The following is a 21,345-nucleotide window of genomic DNA, read 5'->3' on the forward strand; positions in this document are numbered from 1 at the left end:
TCGATGTCGAATGACACGCTAGTGCCCGCCAACCAGGCAGCCGGTACCGCAGCGCTGTCGGCGCAGACCAATCTGCCGCCCGCTGAGGAATCGCCGCAAGCGCATCGTCTGCCTATTATGATCACACTTGTGTTTGGCATGTTCATCGCGATTCTCAACCAGACGCTGTTGAATGTCGCTTTACCGCACCTGATGTCTTCGTTCAACGTCACCGCCGACACGGTGCAATGGCTGACGACGGCGTACATGCTGACGAACGGCGTGTTGATTCCCATCACCGCCTTTTTGATGGGGACATTCTCGACGCGTCAACTGTTCATCTCCGCAATGTCGTGCTTTACGATTGGTACATTCATTTGTTCGATCGCGCCGACGTTTTCGATCATGGTTATCGGCCGAGTGGTTCAGGCTGCGGGATCGGCCATCATGATCCCGTTGGTCATGACCGTGATCCTGGAGCTCTTTCCGATTGAGCAGCGCGGCCGGGCCATGGGCACGATGGCCATCGCAATGTTTTTCGCGCCAGCGATTGGCCCGACCTTGTCCGGCTGGATGATCATGCACTGGTCGTGGCGTTTGCTGTTCGACGTGGTGATTCCGCTCGGCGTGATCGACGTGCTGCTGGGCGTCTTTTTGCTCAGGAACGTATCCAAGCCAGCCCGACCCAAATTTGAAGGCACTGGCATGGTATTGTCGCTCGTCGCCTTCTTCTGCTTGCTGTACGCGTTGAGCGAGGCAGGCAGCAAAGGCTGGGGGGACACCGCTGTACGTCTGTCGCTGATCATTGGCGCGGTGTTTTTGGTTCTGTTTGTCATTCGCGAATTGACCTGCAAAGAGCCCATGTTGAATCTGCGCGTGTTCAGATACGGGATGTTCTCGTTGACGACGGTGATTGGCGCGCTCATCAACATGTCGATGTACGGTGGTATGATTTTGACGCCGATTTACATGCAGAATATCCGTGGCTTTTCGGCGTTGCAGTCAGGCGTGGTCATGTTGCCCGGAGCGATTTTGATGGGTCTGATGTCGCCCATCTCCGGAGCTTTGTTTGACAAGCTGGGTGCCCGTCCGCTGGCGTTGGTCGGCCTCGGGATCACCATCGGTTCAACGTACGAGTTTACGCTGCTCAACGATTCGACGACATACGGCCACATCATGCTGCTGTACACCATCCGCATGCTTGGCATGTCGCTGCTGATGATGACGGTGCAGACGGCAGGCATGAACCAGTTGCCACGGGAACTGTACCGGCATGGGACCTCGGCGTCGAATACGGCGCGCACCATTGCTTCGTCCATCGGCACGGCCATCTTGGTGACGGTCATGACCAGCCGGACGAAGGTTCACTACGAAGAGTTTCGCGACACCATGACGTCGACGAATTCGTACGTCAACGGGATGTTTCACGAACTGACCCAGTATTTCGCCACGCAACTGCATGGTTCCATCGCCAACGGGACCATCGCCGCGAGGCAGGTGCTGTACGATCTCGCCGAACAACAATCCACCATCTACGGCATCAACGACGCCTTCTGGTGGGCCACGATTGGCACAGCCATCGCGTTTGTGCTGTCGTTCTTCATCCGCCATATCAAGCAGCCCGCGATGGCTGCGGCAGGCGCAGCTTCAGGTGGTGCGGCGGCGAGTGCGGTGACGCCGGGATCGGAAGCTGCTTCCGGGCAGAACGTCACTGACGCGATCCAAGCTCCGGCGGAGGAAAGTCCATCGGATGGCGAGCCGGAACCGTTGGCTCAGGCTGAACAAGAAGTCGCCGCACACCAGGAGGGCTAGTTCGATTCGAGCATGCATGACAAGTTTTTTCGAGGGACTGTCCGCTTCACCATGGAAGCGGGCAGTCCTTTTCTGTGTCACATCTGTTGGATATCGTCCACACCATCACGGACGAGCGAGTTTCCACCCCTTGTTGGTGTTTGGCTTACTCACTGGTCGTCGTCTCTATGATGAGTTGCGCCCTGGTGACGCCCATACATAAGATGGATTTGCGGATTTCTACCAGTTCAAACTGCAGTGGACCAAACGCATCGCACGGTTGGCGCAAGCGCCAAATCTCCTTTGGCACTGAGTCACAGAGAGTGATTGGGAACATGGTGGCGTTACATCGATGATGTATCAGGCAACATCCGGGGACAAACCTCGGCGGAGCGTGATTTTTAGGTCGAAGACATTGGCCTCCAAGAGTGCCTGCGTGCGATTGGCTCTGGGAATACGAGACGACTGCCACAACGTTTGACTGGAGCGACGGGGATGTGTGGTATTTCTGTAAATTTTGGGGTAACGCCGAGAATCACATCAAGGAAGTCCAATATGGATTTGCCATCGACCAGTTCTCTAGCCAATGTCAACAAAGCGCCGCAAGGTCTGGAGCTACTTGCGTATCATCTACTCCTGCTGGACAAGCGTCGCGATTTAACCGGGTGGGAGACAGTGAGTGGACCGCCGGACGGCTCCGATGAAGACTATGCTACCTGCCCGGGATACTAGCGCGCCATGTACGCCAGTGGAGTACTCGTCAGCCAGTGTATGCAAAGCATCGGTCGTCGATTATGTTTCGTGCTGTCAAGGAGATTTTTTTCCAATTGAAAAAGTGGAGGTCATAGCCTGGCCTGGAGAGGCGGTATCATTCCTCAAGTTCCATACCATGATTTCGTCGTGTCCGCTAACAAATCAACCGAATACCGAAAAACACCTCGGTCAATGACCTCAATCACCTAACCGTCGAAATCCGAGTTGACATGTTTTGGAGTGGGTTTCGCGTCATTTTGTTGACCTTACCCCTTTAGAGACTATCTTCACTGCATTTCCTTTCCCTACCTGTTCATGCACGAGTTCTTCATCTATAAAAACACGTAGTCTATATGGCCGGATTCCTCCCAATATTAGTTTTCTCCGTTGTTCAATTCGTACTTTATGCACCTCAGAACTGCCTACTTCGAATGTGTATGATTTAGTCAGCTTGAAAGAGAAGAGACGAAAATCACTAATGATTCTTATTCCATCAACGTCGATGTAGACTGTCCCCAAGTTTTGATTAAAATCATATAAAACTTTGTGAATTTCCGTATTCCCGACTTCAAACGAAAATACCATCAGCATCGCCCCATCTTAGAGTGGCTTTAGGCGAACCTGTTGTAGAACAGGCTCTCAATCGAAAAGAGGGGTGTCATCTAAATGGTTCGCCTTTATCATTATAACCGGAAGAGTGAAAGGGTTTGTTAAATATTTCCCCAAAACACTTGATTAACTTGTGCTAAGCCCAAACATGCCAAAATTTCATGTTCAGAGGAGGGATGTCCCCCCTCTGAGAAAACGAAGTGGTTGTTTCAGCCAACGCTTGGGGAACACTCATGAGTGATGAGCCAACGACGACAAGACTTGTCGTCGCACCGATAGCCCACTTGAGAATAGTCAGTGTAAATACCATCTCTCATCATAATATGGAGTGCGTTTGACAGATGCGGCATCTGTGGTTGCTACTGGTACCCGCGGCCTATCCGCGGTGTCGGTCATCTATTCCGTCACGATGGTCAACGCAAATCACACTCTTTGGGAGCGCGTCGTCAGAATCGCAGTGACAGGCTTTGTGGGCATTGGGAGAGCCATCTGTCCACCAGGAGGGCTAGTTCGATTCGAGCATGCATGACAAGTTTTTTCGAGGGACTGTCCGCTTCACCATGGAAGCGGGCAGTCCTTTTCTGTGTTATCGCCCGCGTTTCTGCGTGAAGTCGATGCCAAGGCGACATATCTCGTGTAAACTGGCTTTGGGCTGAGATGATACACATTCGCCGGACAGTATGATGAAGGTCCGGATCGATAGACGACCGTCCATGGGACGAGGGGGAACATGAGCTTGAATCGATTTCTCTGGGCCTCATACGGCATGTATGGCTTGGGGGGTATGACCAGCGTGTTCTTCGGGGCCATCATGCCGGAATTGCTGGCCCACTACCACGTGAATTACACCTCGGCAGGCTTACTGATTCTCCTTCAGTCAATCGGCTTCATGATTGGCGTGCCGATCACGGTACGCTGCATGAGTCGCACGCATTATCGCGTCATTCTGTCGTCTTCCGCGCTGGCGATTGTCGTTGCCCAGACAGGCATTCTCCTGCTGCCGAACTTCGTGTGGGTGCAGTGCCTCGTGATTGTCAACGGAGCTGGCGCGTCGGCTTTGGAGACAGCGGTCGCTTCGTACATCATGGAGATGTTCGTCGGGCGGCGCGCAGGCATGATGAGTCGGCTGGAAGTCGCGTTTGGTCTCGGCGCCCTGGTGATGCCGGCTGTGTCCAGCGGATTCATCGCCATGAACCTTTGGCGGCTGTCGTCGCTGCTTGTGGCGATCTTTGCCTTCGTGTTGGCGATGGTCTGGATGACCATGACTTCGGCGTTACCGGCGTCGAGTGTCGGCAAGCACGCAGAGGAGCGCAGCACGCCTCCTCCCGTGTTTCGCGGCGTCGCGTCGAAATATGCCGTTCTCTCGCTGTTTCTCCTCATGATTCTCGTGTACGTGGGCGTCGAAGGAAGTTTGAACGGATTTCTTCCGAGTATCGTCACCACGTATCTGAAAACCAGGCCTGGTATCGCGGCGCTCAGCACGTCCGTGTTTTGGATCGCGATGGTCGTCGGCCGGACCGCAATTGGTTGGATCGTTCGACGCGTAGCTTACCAAATCTATCTGCTTGGCAGCGTGGCGGCGGGGATTGGTTGCCTTCTGCTGTTCAGTCAAGCGCGGAGTCTGGTTGCCGCGTACGCGACCATATTTGGACTTGGTCTCGCGATGTCGGCCGTCTATTCCGTCACGATGGTCTACGCGAATCACACGTTTCCCGGCATGGAGCGTTTTGTCACCAGCGCGGTGACGGGCTTTGCCGGCATTGGTGGAGCCGTCTGTCCAGCGATTGTCGGCTACGCCATGGACCACATCTTGCCTGGGCAGGTCTTGTGGCTGATCCTTGCGTTCGTCGTGACGCTGTTTGTCGTGCTCGCCGTCATTGTGGGGTGCATTTCTCTCGTTCGGCATCGCCGACGCGCGGGAACCGTGAATATCGTCTGAGAGGAGATGTGTCGCATGCCGTTCGAATGGGACGCGGACATTGCCGTCGATGAGCGGCTGCTTCGGCGCCTCCTTGGGCGTCAATTCCCATGGCTTGCCATCGAGCACGTGGAGCCGCTTGAGTCCGGGTGGGACAACGCCGTGTTCGCCGTCAACCAGCAATACGTCTTTCGCCTTCCTCGGAGGCATATCGCCGTTCCGCTGATGGAGGCGGAAATTCAACTGCTCCCATGGCTGGCGCCGCACTTGCCGTGTGCTGTTCCCGTGCCGCACATCGTGGGACGGCCGAGCGACGATTATCCTTTCTCTTTTGCAGGCTACACCCGCATCCATGGACATCCACCCTATCATGCCGATTCCGACCCGCCCGCCCGCTCATCCATCGCGCGGGCGTTTGGGTCGTTTCTCCAATCGCTTCATTCCGTGTCCATCGGGGAAGCGATGGCGCACGGCATCGCGATCGAAGATTCCATTGGTCGCATGGACTTGCGCAAACGCATACCGCTCTTGCTGGACAAGGTGGAGCAGGCGTGCGGCATGGGGTATTTCGACGGGCGGGAGCAACTCGTTCATCGCGTTCACGCCCTCATCGACGCATTGCAACGTCTGCCATCTGATCCACCACCGCGGGCTGTCGTCCACGGTGACTTGAACTTCCGCAACTTCCTCGTCGACGAGGCCGGGGTGTTGAGCGGCGTGATCGATTGGGGGGACGCGCACATCGGCGATCCCGCCGTCGACCTGTCGATCATCTTCAGCTTCTGTCCCCCTGCCGCCCGGCCTCCGTTTTTCGAAGTCTATGGGGCAGTCTCTCCGGAGATGGAGTTGCGGGCACGGTTCCGCGCGCTGTACGTCAGCCTGATGGTGTTGCTATACGCGCACGAGATTGGACAAGCGCGCCAAGTTCGAGAGTCGCTGCTCGGCATCGCGAACGCGCTCGACGCCAACGCGCAATCTGACAGCGGGTTTCCGCATTCCGATTGAAAGCCTAGGAGGAACGCGAATGCTTCACCATGTAGAAATCAACGTCTCCGATTTGCGCCGAACCACGGCGTTTTGGGAATGGTTCCTCAAGGAACTCGGCTATACGCCATTTCAGGCTTGGCCGCAAGGGCGCAGCTGGAAATTCGGAGAGACTTACCTGGTCTTCGTCCAGACCGTGGACAAACATCTTGATATACCGTACCATCGCGGCCGAGTCGGGTTGAATCATTTGGCGTTCCATGCCGCCTCCCGCCAGCAGGTGGACGATATCACGGAACAACTGCGCGACAGAGGGATTTCCATTCTGTATGAAGACAGGCATCCATATGCAGGCGGCGGGGGTCACTACGCGGTCTATTTTGAAGATCCGGATCGGATCAAGGTGGAACTGGTGGCGCCGGGAGTGTCGGAGGCCACGGGGGCATTGGGGTGATCGGAGTGATCGGAACATGGACAGTGGCAATCAGCCATCGCCGCAGCCGAACAACCGCCTAATCGTCCGGAGCGCCGATCCGTCGGAAGCGCCTGTGCTCACGGACATCGCTTTTCGATCCAAAGCGGTCTGGGGCTACGACGATCATTTCATGGAGCAGTGCCGCGACGAGTTAACCATTCGCCCGGATCCAAACGCTGAACCGTTTTATCTCGCGATGGGCGCGCAGCGTGTGGGGGAGGTTCCGTCGGGATCGATCCCTGGCCGCATGCTTCCGCTTCTCCAGTACCTTCTATAGTCTACCGTCGCCACCTTCGCTCGCTCCGTTGCGTTCCGTGGTTCGCTTCGTCACACGCCGATGACCCAGCCTTCGAGTCGAGCCAGGCGGCATTCGTCTTCGGATAGTCCGGGATCAGGGGCGAACGGAATGCCGCCTGAATGGTCCTGCTTCTCCATCCACTCGACGCATGCCACCGCGTCTCCTTCGTCTGTGCGAGGGCCGTGGTTGTACAAAGTTGGATAGACTTCGACGAGCACGTGCGCGTACGATGGGGGATCCCAGCCGTCATATGGCCAGCAAAAGAGGGGAATGCCGAGGCGATCGCAGAACTCGAGCAGCGCGTGCACGTAGGGAATGCCGAACAGCGATTGCTGGCCGACGCTGCCTTGACCGCCGAGTTGGTAAATGGGTTTCATAGACTTGCCCCGTTTCACCTGACACAGTCGTTCCACGAGCCGCTTTTCCGGCATTTCCACAGAAAAGGGGAAGTCGGGCGTACGCTCTTGAATGGACCAGTTCGTGCCCCAGAACGGCCCTTCCAGCGTGATGCCGACGGCTCTGAACCAGTGGTTGACGCTTGCGGCCCAGGTGCGGGGATGGACCGTGTTATCCATTCGGCGCAGAACATCGTCGAGTGCGTGGGCGGCGGCCGGATGGGCGGCGCAGCGTGTCCGCAATTGCTCAATCTGTCGCTTGGTCAGCGGATCGCCAAGCGGGTGCGGCGCGGCGGGCGTGGGCTGTGCCAGGCAGTTCAGCAGTTCCCGCCAAGACGTCCACGGTCGATGCGCGACGTGATCGAACAAACCCCGAGGGAAGCTGTACGAGTGATCAAAACCGAGGATGGCGCGCCGGCCCTCCTGCTCTGCATGGATGAGCATGTTGCACGTCTCAATCCACAACTCCGCCCGGGTCAGGCGACGAACGACCGTTAGGCCGCCGTCCCGTTGTTTCATCGCGAAGACGATGTGTTGGCGCTGTCCGGCAGGCGAACTGCTGCCGCTGTAGTCGGCGAATGCATAGACATCGAACGGCATGGCTGCTCCCCCAAATTTCCCTTGCGCGCTTCCGTCACCCTCCGAACTGAGGCGTGTTGGTTTCCATGGAGGTTCGCGTGCGCTTGGGATCGTGATCCGTGGGCGAGGCGATGAGTTTCGGCAGCGTGATGCGAATTTCGGTGCCGCGCCCAACTTGGCTTTTGATGTCGATATAGCCGCCGAGATCGTGGATGGTCTTGTAGACGAACGTCAGCCCCAGCCCCGTACCCGTCGTCTTGGTGGAGTAATACGGCTCCCCGAGGCGCGGCAACTCGGATGCTGGGATCCCTCTTCCTGTGTCTGTGACGATCACGGTGACACGTCGATCCGCCTCTTTCAATGACAGAGTCACGACGCCGCTGCCTTCGATCGATTCGATGGCGTTTTTCACCAAATTCACGAGGGCTTGGCTCAAGATCTCCGGGTTGGCCGCCACGACGGCGTTGCCGTCTATGGAAGTCCGAATGTCGACGTGTTGGACTTCCGCGTAAGGACCCAGCATCTCTACGGCGTAGGCGATCAGTCCGGCGAGATCGACTCTGCGAATCATACTCTTGTCGTCGTCTCCGGTGCGGGCAAGCTGCAGGTAATGGGCAATGATGGACTCTGCCCGCTCCAATTCACTCATCATGCTCTGCATAAACTCCACGGACTTCTCTCGACCGTAGTCGTGGCTCAGCATAAGTTGGGTGAAGCCCTTGACGACGGTGATTGGATTGCGGACTTCGTGCGCGACGGAGGCGGACAATTGGCCGATGAGTTTCAGTCGATCACTCTGCCGTTCGGCAAGCCGCCGCCGCTGCGCGTTTCTCATGCTCTCGACGATCCGGATGGATAGAACAAAGGTGATGTTGAACACGAGGACATACGTGATAAAGTAGTCCATCTGTGCCCCGCTTAAGCGCGGCGCGTTGACGAAAACGTAGTCGACGAATGTGTAGCAGAACAAAGTCAATACAAATATTGTGATTCTCTGGGACTGTGTGCGATCTTTCGAAAAGAAGTAGGCCAGTGACACCATGGCTGCGTAGATGCCAAGGATTTCCAGGCCGTGTGGCAACAGGCGAAGGACTGTGTGAAGCGCGGTCAAACTCAGATGATAGTGGGACAACGTGAAATAACCTGCGACGATTTCCACGAACGCGTAAGCGGCGAGTACGAGCAGGCTAAGCCGCCACGACAGCAGGTAGAAGGCCAACGTCAGTGGGACGATGCTAAGGTTGACTTCGAGGTGGTTGGCGAGTCGAAAGTTGAATAAAGTGGTGATGACCGACGAAATCAGAAAGATAAAGGACAGGAGCGCTGGAGTGGGGTATACATTTGTAGAGGCCCTCGAGCTGCGCACCTGCCAAGCGTCGAGAACAAACAATGGCAGCAATACGCACAAAAAATCCGCGAGGAAGTTCCTAATTTCCATTCACGCACGTCCTACTCAACAATTCCAAACCAAGCACACGTTGACTGAATTCGATGCCGGCTTGTCCCAGACGGGAAGATTGAATCTTTCTTCCAAAAGGGAAGAAGCTGTTTCCATTTTAGCGATAAACTCCTTCCCTTGCCACAACAATTGTCATGACGTTTCAGTCGATTTTCACGAGTCGCAGTTTGGCGGCGAGGAGCACCGCCTGTGTCCTGTCCAATACCTCCATTTTGCCAAGGATATGGCTGACGTGAACTTTGACCGTCTTTTCGCTGATACCGAGCGCAGCAGCAATCTCCTTGTTCGAGAGCCCCCTCGCCATCGCCCGGAGGACGTCCAGTTCGCGGTCGGTCAAGGCTTCGCGCAAACGTCCTGGCGAAGCTTGATCCGCTGTTTGCCTGACCCGTTGCGTCGAGTTCCAGACATGCCGCTCCAGCACCATTTTGCCTGCGGCCGCTTGGCGGATTCCGCCCAGCAATATATCTGGGGCCACATCCTTTTGCAAATACCCAACGGCCCCCGCCGCCAAGGCGGCCGCGGCGGAAGCGTCGTCGTCAAACGACGTCAAGGCGAGTATCCGGAGCGAAGGGCGCAGGCTGGTCAGAGTCCGGATGGCTTCAACACCATCGCACGGTCCCGGCATCTTGAGGTCCATGATCACCACATCAACCGCGAACGCGGGATCTCGGAACAGTTGGATGGCCCGTTCGCCGCTGTCCGCTTCGCCGACGACTTCGAGATCGTCCGCCATCTGCAGAAAGGCGCGCAGACCTTCGCGGACGACCGGGTGATCATCGACGATGAGAACCCGAATTCGAACCCCGCTGATCATGTCTGACCATCTCCCTTCTCAGGTGCGTGAATCGGTACTTGCACTTCTACGACGGTGCCGCCGGTCGGACTGCGGCGAAACGCGACAGCGCCGCCTATCGCGCGGGCGCGTTCCACCATGGTGCGGGTGCCAAAGCCCTTGCCGATTGCCGCGTCGGGCAGACCCACGCCGTCGTCTTCAACTCGTACGACGAGCGTCGCTGTCGTCTGATCGCAGCGAACGGTGATCGATTTCGCGTCTGCGTGTTTCAAGGCGTTGTGCAAAGCCTCATCGAGGATGGCCAAGAGTGCCAGGCGGATGGGCGGGTCCGGCTCCAGGTGGTTGGAGTCGTCGACGGCCAGTGACACCTGGATGCCTTGCTGCATGCGCAACGTTCGGACGCGATCGCGCAGAGCCTCGTACAAGGACGATTGGCTGTCGTCCCGACGCAAGGCGCGGACGAAGTCGCGCATCTCCTGCTGCGAATCGCGAAGTAGTTCCTCGACTCGCAAAATGGTCGAAGGCACGTTATCCGTCAGTTCGCGCAACTGCGCGACCGCCGTCCGCAGAAGCAGCTGCGCCGAAAACAACCGTTGGCTCACCGAATCGTGCAGATCGGCGGCAATGCGTTGACGCTCTTGCAGTTGCGCGTTTCGCAAGGCTTGTTGACGCCCCGACGCATGCACGTAGCTCGTGGCGACTTGCCAGGCGAACGCTTGCAGCAACAGTTCATCCTGGCTGTCGAACGCGTGCGGCAGGTCGCTCTCCACTCGCAGGGCCAGCGACGTCATCGGGATGTTCGCGGTCAGGGCGCTTTTTGCTTCGGACAACAGGATGCTGCAGCACTCTTCCAGAGGGCGGACTTCACCGCTCGGGGCGGTGTAGACGTACGGCCGCTCCTCGTCCGCGGCCGATTTCGTCTCCGCGACGGCGAGTATGTTCACTTCGGCGAGATCGCTCCCTGCGGCCCTTTGCCCCTGAGGCTGTTCGATCACGCCGCACGCCCGGTATCCATATTCGCGCACGTACGATTCGACGGCGTGCTGAAGCAGTCGATCCGGTCGCGCGTCGCCCACCCAGTCGGTCGCGATCTTCGCGAGCCGCTGCAGGCGATCGGCGTGATCGCGATCCGCCTGCAGCACCTGCGCCCGCTCCATGGCGACGGCGACTTGCCGACCGACCGTCGCCAGAAAGGCGAGCGTCTCTGCGTCGAAGACGGTGGTTCCGGGCGCGGCCAGGTTGAGGATGCCAAGTGATTTCGATTTCGTCCGCAGGGGTATGCTCGCGTGAAAGTGGAGATTGCCCGTGTCTCCGACCGCCGATTTGAGTCGGCTGCAACGCACGATGTTGACTGCTTCATCCAACTTGCGTTCGACAAACTGGCTCTGGCATTCACACCAGCCTGTGCGCAACCGCCTTTGCCCGCATTCGTCGAGCGCAGGCGGCAAGCCGCTCGCTCCGACCTCGACGAATGATCGCTTCTGCTCGTTGAAGCGAAACGCCCATGCCGTGCGCAAGCCAAGTGCTTCGCCCAAGCGCGGCAATAAGGCGTCCATCGCGGAAGAGATGTCGTTCGCTCGGTTGAGCGCTTCCGCGATGTCGCGGAATACGGCGATTTGATTGTCGACGTCGTGAATGCCTCGGGGGTTTATCCCGTCTGCTTTCCCGTTTACTTCTCCGCCCATTTCCCCCGTTCACCTCCAGGCTCATCTCGGCCGCCATCCAGCTGATTGATCTCGCGCTATGTCTCCTTCAGATTATCACGAGAGAATGAGGTTGATATCGCCGAATTCGTGCCACAGATAACCGCGTTCCAGGGCACTCTGGTAGGCTTGCCGCAGTTTGTCAGGGCTGACGAAGGAAAACAACATCGCCAGATGGCTGGTATCGCTCTCGTGCATGCCAGTGATGAGTCCAGTCACCGAAGGCACCGGATGTTCCGGTGTGATGACGATATCGGTCCAGCCGCGCCTGGCGTCGACTCTGCCCGTTGCCGGGCTGGTTGCGGCCGCCAAGGCGCGCACCACCGTCGTGCCCACCGCAACCACGCGCCGTCCAGCCGCGTTGGTTCGGTTGACCAGTTCAGCCGTCTCGCTGGGCACGCTGAACCATTCGGGCAGGAATGGATGTTCCGCGAGGGGGCCTGCGACTTCATGGCTGGACACGCCGGTGTGCAGCGTGATCTCGGCGAACAGTACGCCTCGCTCCTGCAGGGAACTGACGACCCGCGGCGTGAAGGCGCGCGCTGCGGACGGCATCTCGGCAGAACCGAGATCCCGCGCAAACATCGTTTGAAACGCGTTCACATCCGGTTTGCTCTGCAAGTAGCCATAACGGATTGGCTCGCCGACGCGCGCCGCCAGCTTCCACAGGTCGCTGCGGCACTCGATGTACCAGAGTCGGCTGTTCGGGTGGAAGCGGCCGATCACGGTCGCCATCGCCGCGGAACTGTTGGCGCCGATGGCAAGCCGATCACCGACGGCAAACGGTTCCTCATTCGGGCCGCCCTCGGCCGACCGGCGTTCGACGATATAGATGGACCGCGTGATGCGGTTCGAAAGATGAATCCGCAGCGGCTTTCCGCACATGGACGCAGGCAGGCTGGCGGGCAGGGTCTTGGACGTGTTGACGACGAGCAGATCGCCCTGGCCCAGATAGCGGCTCACGTTCCGAAAGACGTCGTGCCGGGTTGCGCTCGTTTGCGCGTCGAGTACGAGCAGCTTTACCATGTCCCGGGCAATGCCGCGCTCTTCCGCCGGGCAGGGCGCCGGAATGGGCGTTCCTTGGAGATGCAGATGGAGGTCCGCGGAGTTTGCCGTCGAGGTTTGAGCCGCACACTGCGATCGTTGGCGAAGGAGATTCGTGTTCATGCGAGATCGGCCCCTTCCAGTACGCCGCCCGCGACGCGCAGCCGCGTGCCGGTTGCGAATGGATGGCTCCGGCTATCCAACAGCGGCATGAACAGTGGCAGCAAGGCCCTCGCGACCGTTGCGGGGGACGCCAACCCTTGCGCGCCCGGGTCGGCAGCGTGGTGCATGGTCGTGTCCATGTCGCCGGGATCGACACTGTGGACCTGGACGCCGTCGGCAGCCAACTCCGCCGCCATCGTCTTGTGCAGCAAGTCGAGCGCCGCCTTGGACGCGCCATAGATGCCCCAGCCGGGATATCCGCCCGCCGCGGCGTCGCTCGAGATGCCCAGGATGAGGCTGCGACTCTGGCGGGTCAGGATCGGTACAGCTTTGCGGAGAAGCTGCAGCGGCGCCAGCACATTGGTGGCGAACACATGGCGATCATTTTCGAAGCTGCTCTGGAGGATCACTGGCAGAGGCAGTGATCCGAGCGTCGACGCGTTGTTGACGACCCCGTCGATCCGGCCGAACGCGCGGACGGTCTCGTCCACGAGCCGCGTTTGAACGGTGTCGTCGTTGATGTCGCCCGAGACGGCGACAACAGGACTGATGGACTGCAGTGCCGCTTTGGCTGCTTCGACGTCGACGCTCGATCTCGCGCAGAACGAGACGCGAAAGCCGCCTTGCAGCAGCGTTTCCGCGAGTGCGCGCCCGAGTCCTTGCGTGCCGCCGGTGATCACGATGACGGGACTGTTCGAATTCTTGTCATGCGGGAAGTTCATTAGGATTCTCCTCCTCCTGGCGGTGGGATAATCAGGAACTGTTCCACCGCGAATGTCGCTGCGGATGTCGCTACCAGGAGCGTACAGGAGGAGGGAGGGGCGGCGAGTCCGCTGATTGGCTTACCGCGTCTACGCCTTTTGGCTTACGTCGCTGCCGCTCGTCGTCCGGGACGCCCACCAAACGAGGAGAATGCTGACCAAAAAGACCAGGATCACCAGGAACATGGGGATGGACGGCTGAATGCTGTATGTCCAGCCGCCGATCACGCCAGCCGGCGATGTCGCGGCGAGGATCATGACGTTGAGCACGGAAAGCATGGTCGCCCGATGTTCGTCGTCGATGGCGTTCGCCACGACGGACTCCACGTAAGGATTGGCGATGATGGTGCCCATCGCGGCGAGAATCGTGCTGACGACGACCCACATGAAGTTGTGGACAGGCATTACCACCAGGATGACGCTCGCGATGCCGAACAGCACGAAGCCAAAATTCATCCACCGCAAGGCGTGCTCCTCGCGAAAGCGAGGGACGACGGTGAACAGCAGGATGACCATGGCTGCCGACGAGATCGCGGGAAAGAGCGAGACCAGGCCGGCTGGGATACCAAGGTAATCGATTTGATAGACGAACAGGAACGTCGTTCGAATGGTCGTTTGAATATTCCACAACACGTACACGGCGAACAGGATGAGCAACGTGCGGTTGCGCAGGATTTGCATGAATACCTCGGCGTACTTTCGCAGTTCGGCCTTGAAGTCCACGGATCTCCGCTCGTGCATTTTGCGAATGCCAATCTCCGTTTCGTGAAGCCCAATGTGTCGGAAGTAAATCATCGCGCTCATGCTGACGCAGGCGAACGCGTACATGATGCGCGTGGCAGGCACGACGGAAAAGTGATCGACCAAGATGCCGCCGATAGGCGCAAACAAGCCTCCGATCACGCTGACAATTTGCAGCCCCGTGAACACGAATGTCCGCTTGTCCGGCTCCGTGTCTTCGACGAGCAGGCAATACCAGGCGGTGGCTGGGATGCGCTGCAATCCGTTGAGCACGGCGGCGAGCACGAACCACCAGAAATTCTGCGAGATGGCCCAGACCAGCGTGGCGACGGACCAACTGACGACGTCATAGGTCCACAACGCCTTGCGCCGGCCCATCCTGTCGGTCAAATAGCCGCTTACGAAGGCGGAAACCATCTGCAGCAGTAAATTGAGTGTTGTCACCAGGCCGAGCTGCGTATCGGTGACGTGAAGTTTGAGCATATAGACAGAAGCGTACGTCGTGTACATGCTGTACGGAATGACAAACAGCGGTTCCATCCAGACGCACGTTCGAGCATTTCCAGAAATCTGTCGAAGCATATCAGTCACTCCACTCTAGCACGATACGTATTCGGCGTCCTCGCCGACCTTTCCTGTGAAACTCGGCGCCAAGGGACGAAGGCGGGGTGGAATCGACATTCCGGGCGATGCCTGCTATTCTGAAACGCAGTACGGTGCTCGGCGCATGGTGCTCGGCGCACGGCGGCCGGCATGCATCGAGTAAAAGGTCTGAAGGAGTACGGACGCATGACCGAAGCGACAGCGACTGGATTAAAAGATTCACAAGATTTCAGTAATGACGTGGCGAAGAAACTTCAAATAGATCCGCGGAAGGTCAAGGCGGCCATCCGTTTGTTGGACGAGGGCAATACGATTCCGTTCATCGCTCGGTACCGCAAGGAATTGACCGGGGAGTTGGACGAAAACCAGCTTCGCGATATCGCGGCGGCGTACGAAGCGGCGAAAGCCCTCGCGGCGCGAAAAGCCGACGTGTTGCGGCTGCTCGAAGAGCAGGGAGTGCTGCAGGATGAAGCGAAGGCGAGGGAATTGCGCCTCGCCATCGCGCAGGCAACGACCGTGGCGGAGGTCGACGATATCTATCGTCCATATCGGCCAAAGCGGAAGACGCGCGCGTCCATCGCTCGGGAGCGGGGGCTCGGACCGTTGGCCGAGTGGTTGGAGGGGGCGGCGAGATCGACTGGTTATCGCGAGGTGGAGGCGGCGGCCAGGGCGTACGTCGACGAAGAGAAGGGCGTTTCGACTGTGGAAGACGCGATTCAGGGCGCGCTGGACATCATCGCCGAGACGATCTCGGACGACGCCAACAACCGCCGGTTTATTCGCACTGCGACGTTCAGGCAGGGCTTGATTCGCAGTGTGGCGGTGGATCCGGACGAGCAGACGGTGTACGAGCAGTATTACGACTACAGCGAGGCGGTGGCCAAGGTGCCGCCGCACCGGATTCTTGCGATGAATCGCGGCGAACGCGACGAAAAGCTCAAAGTGTCCATCGTCGCGCCAGAGGATGCCGTGGTCGAACGGCTGTTGCGCAGGTACGGGGGCCTGCCAGACGAGGGCGGCGAGCCAACCGTTGGCGTCCTGATTGGACGGGCGGCGGCCGACGCGTACAAGCGGTTGATTGCGCCTTCCATTGAACGGGATGTCCGTGGCGCGCTGACCGAGGCGGCGGAAGAGCGGGCCATCGACGTGTTCGGTGCGAACTTGAAGAGTCTGCTGTTGCAGCCGCCGCTGCGCCACCGCCGAGTGCTTGGGGTCGATCCCGCCTATCGCACAGGTTGCAAGCTGGCCGCGGTCGACGAGACGGGAAAGCTGCTCGAAGTCGGGGTGATCTATCCGACGCCGCCGCAAAACCGGGTGGCAGAGGCTGAGGCGAAGGTGCTTGAGCTGATTCAGCGGCATGGGATCAGCGTGATCGCGATTGGCAACGGAACCGCTTCGCGCGAAACCGAAGCGTTTATCGTCCAGTGTATCCGCAAGTATCAATCCGTCCCAGGGCATGCTGGCGCCGATCTCGCCTATGTCATGGTGTCGGAAGCTGGCGCAAGCGTCTATTCGGCGTCGCCGCTCGCCGGGGAGGAGTTTCCGGAACTGGACGTCGCCGAGCGCAGCGCCATCTCGATTGCCCGGCGGCTGCAGGACCCGCTCGCGGAATTGGTGAAGATTGACCCAAAATCGATTGGCGTCGGTCAATATCAACACGACGTCTCACAGTCGCGCTTGGGAGAGAAGCTCGGCGCCGTCGTGGAAAGCGCGGTGAACCAAGTCGGGGTCGACGTCAACACCGCGTCGCCTTCGCTGTTGACGTACGTGGCAGGATTGAACAAGACCGCGGCGAAAAACATCGTTCAGTTTCGCGAGTCACAGGGCAGGATCACGAGTCGCCGGGCGCTTGCGAAGGTGCCGCGGATTGGACCGAAGACGCTCGAGCAGTGCGTCGGCTTCCTGCGCGTTCACGACGGTGAGAACGTCCTCGATTCCACGCCCATCCACCCGGAATCCTACCCTGTGGTGGAACGCTTGCTGGCAGACAGCGGCGTCGACGCGGACATTCTGCGCGACACCGCGAGCCGACAGGCGTGGCTGGCCGAGATTCGCGCGGCGGGACTCGCTGAGGTGGCCCGCCGCATCGACGTCGGATTGCCGACTTTGCGGGACATTCTCGACGCCTTGGAGCGCCCTGGGCGCGATCCGCGCGACGACGTCCCGCCTCCGTTGCTGAGGACGGATGTGGTGAAGCTGGAAGACCTGCAGGTTGGTATGGAGTTGACCGGGACGGTTCGCAACGTGGTGGACTTTGGCGCGTTTGTCGACGTCGGTGTCAAGAACGACGGCCTGGTCCACATCTCCGAGTTGGGCGACACGTTCGTCAAACACCCCATGGATGTCGTCGCGGTCGGGGACATTGTCAAGGTCCGCGTGATCCAGGTGGACGTCGCCAAAGGCAGACTCGGCTTGTCGATGAAAGGGCTTGGCAAGGCGCCGTCCCTGTCATTGCGTCCATCTGCAACTGCATCCCATTGAAGCGGAGGTATGTTCGTTGAAACGGATCGATGCCATCATTCGCCCAGAAAAGCTGCAGCCGACAATTCAGGCCCTGCGGAAGGTCGGCGTTTCCGGGTTTACGGTGATTCCCGTGCAGGGCCGAGGACAGCAAAAGGACACGATTGGCGTCTATCGCGGACATGTGTACGACATCAACCTGCATCCGAAGATCAAGCTGGAAATCGTCGTGTCCGACAACTATCTGCATCCGACGATTCAAGCCATCATGAACGCCGCGCAAACCGGCAAGACAGGCGACGGCAAGATCTTCGTGTACCACATTGAGGAAGCGTACAACATCCGAACCGGCGCGGTCGACGAAACCATCGACGAGCTCAACTCGCCAAGGGAGGACTCATAATTGCCCGAGCACACAGCACTGAACGCAATTTGGGTCGTGATCGCGGCTGGGCTTGTCCTCTTTATGGAGGGTGGATTCAGTCTGCTCGAGGCTGGCTTCGTACGGACGAAAAACGCGGTCAATGTCACGATGAAAGTCTTCGTCGATCTTACCTTTGGCGTCCTCGTGTTCTACTTACTTGGGGTACATCTGCTGTTCGGGGGTCATGATCTCTTTCATCTGTGGGGATGGGGCAAGGTCGTGCCGTCGGCTTCGCAGCTTCCGGTTGCGGCGTTTGAGTTGTTCCAGATTGGTTTCGCCATCGCGACCGCTTCCATCATTTCCGGCGCTGTAGCCGAACGCATGCGATTTTCGGCGTATGTCGTGATTGTCGTGCTCGTCTGCGGCGTGGTCTATCCCACGTCCGCGCACTGGGTTTGGGGTTCTGGCGGGTGGCTTGCCAATTTGGGCATGGAGGATTTTGCGGGATCCGCCGCCATCCACGCCATGGGCGGCTTCATGGCAGTTGGTCTCGCGTGGATGGTCGGCCCGCGGCAAGGCCGGTTCGATCCGTTCGGCGGCGTCCGCGTCTTCGCACCGAGCAACATTCCGTTGGCTTCGGCGGGCACGTTCATCCTTTGCTTCGGCTGGATCGGTTTCAACGCCGGCAGCACCTTGAACGCGTTCGATCCACGGCTGTCCAACATCGCCCTCAACACGATTCTGGCTGCCGCGGCCGGCGGCGCCACCGCCGTCCTGTTCACGATGCTCCGCTACAAAGTGGCCGATCCCAGCATGACGATGAACGGCGTGCTCGCAGGCCTCGTCGCTGTGACCGCAGGCTGCGCCTATGTCAATCAGGCGTCCGCCATGATCATCGGCTGCGTGGCGGGCGTTCTCGTCGTCCTCGCGACAGGATGGCTGGACAACCTGAAAGTGGACGATCCCGTCGGCGCCTTCGCCGTCCACGGCGCAAACGGCCTATTTGGCACCTTGGCAGTCGGCTTGTTCGACTCTCGCCAGGGCCTCTTCACGACAGGTCACGCGCATCTGCTCGGCGTTCAGGCCCTCGGCGCTATCACATTTGCCGCATGGGGCTTCGGGTGCGCCGTCTTCATTGGCTTCCTCCTGCGCAGCACATTCGGGCTTCGCGTATCCAGTGACACGGAGGAAGAAGGCTTGGACATTGCCGCTCACGGAATTCCCGCCTACAACGAATTGGAGCGCTTTACGGACGTGTAGCGAATATCGACATGGGAAAGGTGGTTGACGGCTGTGAAACTTTGCACATTGTATCGAGACAACGGCCACGAAGGGGTAGGACTGGTCACGGACCACGGCGTGATCGACGTCGCGGCCGCGAGTGAGTCGTCTGGCATTCCGGCGCCCATCACCATGCTGGACGTGATTCAGGGCGGCGATCTCGCCATCCAGCAACTGCAACAGATTCAAAAGGCGGCGACGGCAGCCATCGACGAGTCGGTCGTGCGCTTCGCGCCCGTAATTCCGCACCCAGGCAAAATTCTGTGCGTCGGTCTGAACTATCGCAAACACGCCTTGGAGTCGAACATGCCGATCCCAAGCGCGCCCGTGTATTTCGCGAAATTTGCGAACAGTCTCGCCGCCCATCGCGAGTCCATTCAACTGCCTGCCGTTGTGGAACAGTGCGACTACGAAGTGGAGTTGGTCGCCGTGATCGGGCGCAAGACGAGGAATGTGAACCCGCAGCAAGCCTTGGCGTCGGTCTTCGGCTATGCCGTCGGAAACGACCTGTCGGCGCGCGATCTCCAGTTCCGCAGCAGCCAGTGGCTGTACGGCAAGGCCATCGACGGCTTTTCGCCGCTTGGCCCCTACTTGGTCACCGCGGACGACATCGCCGATCCGCAGGACCTCCCCCTGAAGTGCTGGGTCAACGGCGAGCTTCGGCAGGATTCCACCACGGCGGACATGATCTTCTCGGTGGCCGACGTCATTTCCGATCTGTCCCGAATCATGACACTCGAGCCCGGCGATGTCATTTACACCGGCACGCCCGAAGGCGTCGCGATGGGCATGGCGGAAAAAGTCTGGCTGCGGCCCGGCGACGAGATCGTGTGCGAAGTCGGGCATTTGGGACGGTTGCAGAATCGGATCGTGTAAGCGGTAAGTATGTCGGCGACACCAGTGGTGGCGGGCGGCGGTGCGTGGCGGTGCGTGGAGTGCGTGGAGTGCGTGGAGTGCGTGGAGTGCGTGGAGTGCGTGGAGTGCGTGGAGTGCGTGGAGTGCGTGGAGGCAAATAAGCGGCGCTAAACCGCTTAAGTGTGTCGAATCGTCCGATTGACGCCGAATAAGCGGCTGAGCGCCGCTTAAGAGGGCGCAACCGCTCCATTTCGGGGGCTTCGGAGGCAAATAAGCGGCCGGGCGCCGCTTATTTGCGTTCGATCTCGCCGGTTTGCCGGAATAAGCGGCTGAGCGCCGCTTATTCGCCCGCCTCCCTCTGCCCGCCTCCCTCTGCCCGCCTCCCTCCGCCGGCCTCCCTCCGTCGCCCGCATTCCCCCACTCGCACGACCTTCTCTAGTCCTTCGCAGTAGAACCTGCGGCGCGTTGCAATTCCGAGCGGGAGTTCAGGAGCGTGATCGCCGCCAGGTATGTGGCAAAGAGCATGGTGAAAAGCATGATAATCGTCGAGGACTCGTAGATACCAGGAACGGTCCACGTGTGGCCGACGGCGTCCGTGATGGTTCGATGATCGTCGAGCAGAAGATATGAAACCAGGTAGCTGACGGCTGTCGCGCCGTAAATCATGATGGGCATCACCCAAAAGCCGGTCGTACTTTGCGGGCGAATCACTTGCGGCCGCACCCGCAGTATGACGGCGAACACCTGAAAGAATACCCAGACGGTCAGGAACCATCCCAGATAATTGGTGAGCGGGACACCGTTGTAACCGCCGCCGTTCTCCCAGATCCACTGGTGTTCCACCGTGGAGCTGATGGGATCAAACACGAGATCCCACATGACCATGATAAATGAGGCTGTAATCGGCTGAATGATCATGCCGCTCAAGGTATTTGTGCGCTCGTCCCCGTTTCGAAGAATCGTGGACGCGAGGCACCATGCGAGATAACCGTAGCAGAAGTAGGCAATGCCAATTGTGATCGGAACATGAAACAGAAATGGCGTCCCGTTTTGCGTGTAGTAATAATGACCGAACGGAAAGCCTGTCATGATACTTAAGTTCTCGGAGCAATTCGAGATTATTTCAGTAATTACAAAGAACAAGATGATGCCCTTCGCGCCGTAACGGCGTCCTCCATGCCAGAACGCGAACGGGATTCCCAAAAACATGAGAGCTGGGACACCTTTGCCAAATGCGCCGGCAATGGACTCACCGATGATAATGACGGTCATCATCCAGGTGAGAATCCACAAACCGACGCCTGAACGCCCTCCAGGTTGTTCTTTTGTGTTCATCTG

The 21,345-nt window shown here is 58.8% G+C and carries 18 protein-coding genes; 9 read left to right on the forward strand and 9 right to left on the reverse strand.

Going from position 1 to position 21,345, the window contains the following annotated elements; genetic code table 11:
* Window positions 1-3: 3 nt before the first annotated feature.
* Window positions 4-1,791: a DHA2 family efflux MFS transporter permease subunit gene (locus AAC01S_RS05155; RefSeq protein WP_083511539.1), complete on the forward strand. Its 1,788-nt coding sequence runs from the start codon at window positions 4-6 to the stop codon at window positions 1,789-1,791.
* A gap of 145 nt (window positions 1,792-1,936) precedes the next feature.
* Here AAC01S_RS05155 and AAC01S_RS20045 read toward each other — a convergent pair whose 3' ends face one another.
* Complete coding sequence (locus tag AAC01S_RS20045; protein ID WP_281178109.1) at window positions 1,937-2,059, reverse strand: hypothetical protein; 123 nt, start codon at window positions 2,057-2,059, stop codon at window positions 1,937-1,939.
* Window positions 2,060-3,868: 1,809 nt separating this feature from the next.
* Between AAC01S_RS20045 and AAC01S_RS05165 the strand changes: the two genes are divergently transcribed.
* The 4 genes from AAC01S_RS05165 to AAC01S_RS05180 are packed head-to-tail and all read left to right on the forward strand — an operon-like array spanning window position 3,869 to window position 6,786.
* A complete protein-coding gene (locus AAC01S_RS05165; protein WP_169794010.1) occupies window positions 3,869-5,071 on the forward strand; it encodes an MFS transporter in 1,203 nt (400 codons plus the stop codon).
* Between the two features lie 15 nt (window positions 5,072-5,086).
* Complete coding sequence (locus AAC01S_RS05170; RefSeq protein ID WP_067619872.1) at window positions 5,087-6,055, forward strand: phosphotransferase; 969 nt, start codon at window positions 5,087-5,089, stop codon at window positions 6,053-6,055.
* Window positions 6,056-6,074: 19 nt separating this feature from the next.
* Window positions 6,075-6,488 (forward strand): VOC family protein, encoded by a 414-nt coding sequence (locus AAC01S_RS05175; RefSeq protein ID WP_067619875.1) that lies wholly within the window; start codon window positions 6,075-6,077, stop codon window positions 6,486-6,488.
* 16 nt (window positions 6,489-6,504) lie between these two features.
* Entirely contained in the window at window positions 6,505-6,786 is a 282-nt protein-coding gene (locus AAC01S_RS05180; protein WP_067619878.1) for a hypothetical protein, read from the forward strand.
* 50 nt (window positions 6,787-6,836) lie between these two features.
* Here AAC01S_RS05180 and AAC01S_RS05185 read toward each other — a convergent pair whose 3' ends face one another.
* The 7 genes from AAC01S_RS05185 to AAC01S_RS05215 all read right to left on the reverse strand — a co-directional run bounded on the left by AAC01S_RS05185 (window position 6,837) and on the right by AAC01S_RS05215 (window position 15,026).
* The gene (locus tag AAC01S_RS05185) at window positions 6,837-7,802 is read right to left on the reverse strand and encodes a hypothetical protein (RefSeq protein WP_067619881.1); all 966 of its coding nucleotides are present in this window, start codon (window positions 7,800-7,802) and stop codon (window positions 6,837-6,839) included.
* 34 nt (window positions 7,803-7,836) lie between these two features.
* A complete protein-coding gene (locus tag AAC01S_RS05190) occupies window positions 7,837-9,219 on the reverse strand; it encodes an ATP-binding protein (protein WP_067619884.1) in 1,383 nt (460 codons plus the stop codon).
* Window positions 9,220-9,382: 163 nt separating this feature from the next.
* Entirely contained in the window at window positions 9,383-10,054 is a 672-nt protein-coding gene (locus AAC01S_RS05195; RefSeq protein ID WP_067619887.1) for a response regulator, read from the reverse strand.
* Window positions 10,051-11,718: a GAF domain-containing sensor histidine kinase gene (locus AAC01S_RS05200; RefSeq protein ID WP_067619890.1), complete on the reverse strand. Its 1,668-nt coding sequence runs from the start codon at window positions 11,716-11,718 to the stop codon at window positions 10,051-10,053. The genes AAC01S_RS05195 and AAC01S_RS05200 overlap by 4 nt, the downstream gene beginning before the upstream one ends.
* 75 nt (window positions 11,719-11,793) lie before the next feature.
* Window positions 11,794-12,903: an S-adenosylmethionine:tRNA ribosyltransferase-isomerase gene (locus AAC01S_RS05205; protein ID WP_067619893.1), complete on the reverse strand. Its 1,110-nt coding sequence runs from the start codon at window positions 12,901-12,903 to the stop codon at window positions 11,794-11,796.
* On the reverse strand, window positions 12,900-13,664 hold the full coding sequence (locus tag AAC01S_RS05210) for an SDR family NAD(P)-dependent oxidoreductase (RefSeq protein WP_067619896.1): 765 nt from the start codon (window positions 13,662-13,664) through the stop codon (window positions 12,900-12,902). The genes AAC01S_RS05205 and AAC01S_RS05210 overlap by 4 nt, the downstream gene beginning before the upstream one ends.
* A 129-nt stretch (window positions 13,665-13,793) precedes the next feature.
* Entirely contained in the window at window positions 13,794-15,026 is a 1,233-nt protein-coding gene (locus tag AAC01S_RS05215) for an MFS transporter (RefSeq protein WP_067619899.1), read from the reverse strand.
* Between the two features lie 207 nt (window positions 15,027-15,233).
* Here AAC01S_RS05215 and AAC01S_RS05220 point away from each other — a divergent pair, with 207 nt between their 5' ends.
* Genes AAC01S_RS05220 through AAC01S_RS05235 form a run of 4 tightly spaced genes read left to right on the forward strand, consistent with a single transcriptional unit; the run spans window position 15,234 to window position 20,028 of the window.
* Complete coding sequence (locus tag AAC01S_RS05220; protein WP_067619902.1) at window positions 15,234-17,528, forward strand: Tex family protein; 2,295 nt, start codon at window positions 15,234-15,236, stop codon at window positions 17,526-17,528.
* A gap of 16 nt (window positions 17,529-17,544) precedes the next feature.
* Window positions 17,545-17,910, forward strand: a complete 366-nt coding sequence (locus AAC01S_RS05225; RefSeq protein WP_067619905.1) for a P-II family nitrogen regulator — start codon at window positions 17,545-17,547, stop codon at window positions 17,908-17,910.
* Window positions 17,911-19,131, forward strand: a complete 1,221-nt coding sequence (locus AAC01S_RS05230; RefSeq protein ID WP_067619908.1) for an ammonium transporter — start codon at window positions 17,911-17,913, stop codon at window positions 19,129-19,131.
* 33 nt (window positions 19,132-19,164) lie between these two features.
* Window positions 19,165-20,028, forward strand: a complete 864-nt coding sequence (locus AAC01S_RS05235; protein ID WP_067619911.1) for a fumarylacetoacetate hydrolase family protein — start codon at window positions 19,165-19,167, stop codon at window positions 20,026-20,028.
* Window positions 20,029-20,442: 414 nt separating this feature from the next.
* Here the strand turns inward: AAC01S_RS05235 and AAC01S_RS05240 are convergent, their stop codons facing one another.
* Window positions 20,443-21,342, reverse strand: a complete 900-nt coding sequence (locus tag AAC01S_RS05240) for a carotenoid biosynthesis protein (RefSeq protein WP_067619914.1) — start codon at window positions 21,340-21,342, stop codon at window positions 20,443-20,445.
* Window positions 21,343-21,345 lie beyond the last annotated feature (3 nt).

It is taken from the genome of Alicyclobacillus acidiphilus NBRC 100859, from assembly GCF_001544355.1.
Lineage (GTDB): Bacteria > Bacillota > Bacilli > Alicyclobacillales > Alicyclobacillaceae > Alicyclobacillus > Alicyclobacillus acidiphilus.

Bases quoted from the DNA above. Each gene is read 5' to 3' on its own strand.
- AAC01S_RS05155 (WP_083511539.1), top strand. From the start codon at position 4: ATGTCGAATGACACGCTAGTGCCCGCCAACCAGGCAGCCGGTACCGCA.
- AAC01S_RS05170 (WP_067619872.1), top strand. From the start codon at position 5,087: ATGCCGTTCGAATGGGACGCGGACATTGCCGTCGATGAGCGGCTGCTT.
- AAC01S_RS05175 (WP_067619875.1), top strand. From the start codon at position 6,075: ATGCTTCACCATGTAGAAATCAACGTCTCCGATTTGCGCCGAACCACG.
- AAC01S_RS05180 (WP_067619878.1), top strand. From the start codon at position 6,505: ATGGACAGTGGCAATCAGCCATCGCCGCAGCCGAACAACCGCCTAATC.
- AAC01S_RS05185 (WP_067619881.1), bottom strand. From the start codon at position 7,802: ATGCCGTTCGATGTCTATGCATTCGCCGACTACAGCGGCAGCAGTTCG.
- AAC01S_RS05190 (WP_067619884.1), bottom strand. From the start codon at position 9,219: ATGGAAATTAGGAACTTCCTCGCGGATTTTTTGTGCGTATTGCTGCCA.
- AAC01S_RS05195 (WP_067619887.1), bottom strand. From the start codon at position 10,054: ATGATCAGCGGGGTTCGAATTCGGGTTCTCATCGTCGATGATCACCCG.
- AAC01S_RS05200 (WP_067619890.1), bottom strand. From the start codon at position 11,718: ATGGGCGGAGAAGTAAACGGGAAAGCAGACGGGATAAACCCCCGAGGC.
- AAC01S_RS05205 (WP_067619893.1), bottom strand. From the start codon at position 12,903: ATGAACACGAATCTCCTTCGCCAACGATCGCAGTGTGCGGCTCAAACC.
- AAC01S_RS05210 (WP_067619896.1), bottom strand. From the start codon at position 13,664: ATGAACTTCCCGCATGACAAGAATTCGAACAGTCCCGTCATCGTGATC.
- AAC01S_RS05215 (WP_067619899.1), bottom strand. From the start codon at position 15,026: ATGCTTCGACAGATTTCTGGAAATGCTCGAACGTGCGTCTGGATGGAA.
- AAC01S_RS05220 (WP_067619902.1), top strand. From the start codon at position 15,234: ATGACCGAAGCGACAGCGACTGGATTAAAAGATTCACAAGATTTCAGT.
- AAC01S_RS05240 (WP_067619914.1), bottom strand. From the start codon at position 21,342: ATGAACACAAAAGAACAACCTGGAGGGCGTTCAGGCGTCGGTTTGTGG.